This window comes from Ponticaulis profundi, assembly GCF_042659465.1.
Lineage (GTDB): Bacteria > Pseudomonadota > Alphaproteobacteria > Caulobacterales > Hyphomonadaceae > Ponticaulis > Ponticaulis profundi.
This window is the reverse complement of sequence record NZ_JBHSSW010000054.1, coordinates 1-4,121: the sequence shown is the minus strand read 5'-3', so window position 1 is coordinate 4,121 and position 4,121 is coordinate 1. Positions and strand designations below refer to the sequence as shown.

Genomic DNA, 4,121 nt, shown 5'->3' with positions numbered 1-4,121 from the left:
GCCCGGACTGTGGATTTTTTGCCTGCCTTAAGATCATTAGAAGCGGAAAAAATAAGTTATTGTTTTTTAAGGTTTTTATTTGGTGGGGTAGGTCATAGCTATGACCTACCCCTAGGTCATAGCTATGACCTAGGTTTGGTCGAAATTAGTGCAGACATGCGTAAAATTTGACGGCATACTAAGATGATAGTGGTCAGAAAATAACTACGCGTGAATCAAATCTAATCACCGATGAACTAGGGGTAGGTCATGGCTGAGCTAGGGCAAGCACAATCAAAAACTCGCGAAACACTTCCAGGTAAACCTGCACGCGGTCATTTTGTACAAACAGACCGCGCAGCTCATGAAGCATGGGCACGCCTAGGGACAAAGCATCCGGCGGCGTCCGCGTTACTCCATGTTCTGGCAGCAAACGTGGGAGACCAAAACGCGGTTGTAGCCTCTCACAAGGTTTTGGCTAAGCTGATGGAATCGTCTGCGTCTACTGTAAAACGAGCCTTAAGAACATTGGAGGCTGGCAACTGGATCGAGGTCCAGCAGATCGGCGCCAGCGGGACGGTCAACGCTTATATTCTTAACAGCCGAGTGGTCTGGACAGAAGCCAGAGACCGCCTGCGCTATGCACGTTTGCAAGCAGAGGTTCTATTGGCCGAGGAGGAGCAGCCCCAGCCCATCGGAACAAGTAAGTCAGCTCTGCACCAATTGCCGCGTATTGGTGAACTACAGATCCCGTCTGGCGACGGCTTGCCTCCAATCTCACAGCCCAGTTTTCCAGGCATGGAAACCTATCTTCCTGGAACGCCTGCAAAGAAGGAAGAGTGAACAGGTGAACACCAAAGAAAACGGCCACTGCGAACGATAGGAAACCCCATGGCATACACCCTTGGACAGGCAGCAAAAGCTACGGGGAAATCGAAAGCAACAATCTCTAAGGCTATAAAATCAGGAAGAATATCGGCGCTGAAGGAAGAAAGCGGCGCGTTTAGGATCGATCCATCCGAACTACATCGGGTATACCCCCCGCTTCCCTTAGGTGAACAGAACGAAACACAAAACGAAACACCCGTAGACTACCAAAATGATGGGAACTTCAAAGCATTACAGGCACGTCTTGAAGCAGCCGAAGATCGGCTAGCAGACAAGGAAACTGTGATCTCTGATCTTCGTGAGGACAGAGACAGGTGGCGACAGCAGGCAACTGCGCTTCTGGAGGATAAGCGATCCAAAGGCTTCTTTAGGCGGCTTCTGGGCCAATAACTACGTTTCATTCACTCAAATATACTCTCGTAAAGAGACGAGCAAACTTAGAGGCAGCGTATCGTGGCACTATACGGCGACTTAAAACGAGCGAAGAGCGAAGAAGACGTAAAAGACGCCTATATTAAGGCACTAGGTTTAAAGTCATATTCTAAAAACCTGATCGATATCCAAACGAAAGAGGTTTGGTTTGAAGCAAAAGCAAATGGATCTTCGACATTCTATGAAATGTTCACCCAATTACTTCATTATGTCCAAGTCGCTCTAAACAAGGGCGAGCACGTTCCTGCGCTACTATGTGTGATAGATACTGAAAAAGCTGCATTAATGCAAAGCAGCCACGTCATCTCATTCCTCGCAAAGAAAACAGTAAAATGGGGTAAATCGGCATCATCAGTTCCAAAAGAGGCTGTAGATGCAATCTCAATCCACATTGGCACTCACTTTGTGGCTTTTAATATAGAAAAAGATTCGTCTGAATTTATTTCAACTGTCAAAGACGCCATTAATGCAGGCGCCATCATCCGAACCCAAATAACTCCGGATAACCTTAAACAGGTCTTTGACAAGTGGGTGGATATGATTGGGCAGGAAGTGGAGGACATTAGAGACGATAAATATAGCTTATTATTTTTTTCTGATATAATGAATGACGGCATTGCTTCAACGCATAAAGACCTTTCAGCAAAACTTTTATTCCTAGACGGTGATCCTGTTTTTGAAATTGAGGGAAAGCTTCACGGGCTCAAGAACTTGGAAGGATATCGTCGCTTTTGGACAATTTATCATAGACCACCCAAAAACGAATATCGCAACTATATCTTAGAACGCAGAGACAGCCTAATTCCTGTAGTAGAGAGAGTTTTTAAGGGAGCATTTTATACTCCCCTATATGTCGTGGACAAAGCATACGACCAACTCACGTTCTCTTTAGGTAAAAACTGGCAGAAACGCTACAAAGTTTGGGATATGTGCTGTGGCGTTGGAAACCTAGAAGTAAAGCATTCAAACCACCGTAATCTTTTTATGTCTACACTTGATAAGTCCGATGTAGACGTAATGAAAGCTACAAAGACTTGCGTGGCCGCGCACCGCTTTCAGTACGACTATCTTAACGATGACATTACTGAAGATGGTGCAATAGATTATACTCTTACTGATAAGCTCCCGTCGGAACTTAGATCGGCCATCTCCTCTAAGGAAAAAATACTTGTTTTGATTAATCCTCCCTACGCAGAGGCGATGAATGCCGGGACTGGAGTAGCAACTACTGCTGTTGGAAGATCGCTTGGAGGGGACGTAGGCTTTGCTCGCCGTGAGCTATTTATACAATTCTTACTGCGTATTCAGATCGAAATTCCGAATGCGGTTGTAGCAATTTTTTCAAAACTAAAATACGTCAATGCCCCTAATTTTGATAGCTTTCGAAACAGTTGGAATGCAGCTTATCTAGGTGGATTTGTAGTCCATAGCCGTGCTTTTGATGGCCTAACAGGTGACTTTCCAATCGGCTTTCTTATTTGGGACACCAGCAAAAAAAGAAAGAAATTCAAAGCGCCGTTCGAAATAGAAACAGAGGTTATAGACAGAAATGCAAATGCGGTTGGAGCTAAACGATTTTATGATGTTCCTAAAGAAAAGCTATTAAACTCTTGGATCAATCGACCTAAACCAAACTCCACACCTGCATTGCCCCTTACAAACGCTATTGAGCCGACTACCAGAGTTAATGACGTAAGAGGAACAAGGTGGGCTGATGGTGCAATTGGGGGTATGATTAGTAAAGGATCGGACCTTCAGAACGCAGGTATTACGGCTCTTTTTTCATCAGGATACGCTAGCGCAGGAGGATTTCTTGTTACCAATGATAACCTTTGGCAGTCAGCAGTAGTTTTTACGGCAAAGCGCATCATTAGACAGACTTGGCTCAACGATCGAGATCAGTTCCTTATGCCAGATAAGGACGTATCGCAGGAGTTTGCAAATGACTGCCTGATATGGATGCTATTCAACAATGCGAACCTTACTGCTGGAGCCAATGATCTACAATGGCAAGGGAAAAAGTGGTCACTTATAAATCACTTTATTCCGTTCCAAGAAGATGAAGTGGGAGCGCCTAGCAGATTCGAATCTGACTTTATGTTTCAGTATATATCATCTCTAAAAATATCCAAAGAAGCGAGAAAAGTACTGAATGATGGCCGCAAAGTTTGGTCATCTTATTTTGAGGCGGTAGACAGGAAGCAGATACCAAAGTTTGTGAGAGAAAAATATAAACTAAATCGCCCGGACGTTGGTTGGTATCAAATACGAAATACGCTCGATTTATTAATTAGCCAAGGCACCAATGTGTCACACCGGGCAAGCGATATCGAAACCTCCTACAAAGCTTTATCTGTAAAAATAGAACCCAGTATATATTCAACAGGAATTCTTCGCGCTTAATTCCTCAAAGGTATAGTGATATTTATAGCCCGTAATCGTGGCCGTCGTCGCGCTCATGGGCGCGACGCTCCTGTTCTTGCACGCGTTCCCGCGCCTCCTGCTCATACGCCTCACGCTGCGCCTCCTGCCGGCGCTCGATCTCCAGATCCCGCGCCAGCCCCTCGGCGGCGGCTGACGCGCCGGGGGCTGCGGCCGCGAAGAACTCACCCCAAGCATCGGTTGGCGCGACCCGCTCCACCACGTCCCGCACCTGCTCTGCCGCACGTTCCGTGACGCGCTCCAGCCAGGTGCGGGCCTTCTCGGCCAGCTCCTGCGCCACACGGGCCACCTCGACGGCCTGTTCCTTGATCTCCCGCCAGACCTGCACGGCCGCGACCTCGATGCCGCGCTCCTTGAGCTGCCACGCGCCGGCGGAGAGC

The 4,121-nt window shown here is 46.9% G+C and carries 4 protein-coding genes; 3 read left to right on the top strand and 1 reads right to left on the bottom strand.

Going from position 1 to position 4,121, the window contains the following annotated elements:
* Nucleotides 1–249 precede the first annotated feature (249 nt).
* From ACFQDM_RS15710 to ACFQDM_RS15700, 3 genes are all read left to right on the top strand, one after another.
* On the top strand, nucleotides 250–822 hold the full coding sequence (locus ACFQDM_RS15710) for a hypothetical protein (RefSeq protein WP_282029935.1): 573 nt from the start codon (nucleotides 250–252) through the stop codon (nucleotides 820–822).
* A gap of 48 nt (nucleotides 823–870) precedes the next feature.
* Complete coding sequence (locus ACFQDM_RS15705) at nucleotides 871–1,257, top strand: hypothetical protein (protein ID WP_282029936.1); 387 nt, start codon at nucleotides 871–873, stop codon at nucleotides 1,255–1,257.
* 63 nt (nucleotides 1,258–1,320) lie between these two features.
* Nucleotides 1,321–3,702, top strand: coding sequence for a hypothetical protein (locus ACFQDM_RS15700; protein ID WP_377380647.1), 2,382 nt, complete (start codon nucleotides 1,321–1,323; stop codon nucleotides 3,700–3,702).
* A gap of 22 nt (nucleotides 3,703–3,724) precedes the next feature.
* On the opposite strand, the gene ACFQDM_RS15695 is transcribed toward ACFQDM_RS15700, so the two are convergent.
* Nucleotides 3,725–4,121, bottom strand: a 397-nt coding sequence (locus ACFQDM_RS15695) for a hypothetical protein (RefSeq protein ID WP_377380645.1), incomplete at its 5' end; no start/stop codon positions are given.

Excerpts from the sequence above, each read along its gene's own strand:
- ACFQDM_RS15710 (WP_282029935.1), top strand. The coding sequence starts at position 250 with ATGGCTGAGCTAGGGCAAGCACAATCAAAAACTCGCGAAACACTTCCA.
- ACFQDM_RS15705 (WP_282029936.1), top strand. The coding sequence starts at position 871 with ATGGCATACACCCTTGGACAGGCAGCAAAAGCTACGGGGAAATCGAAA.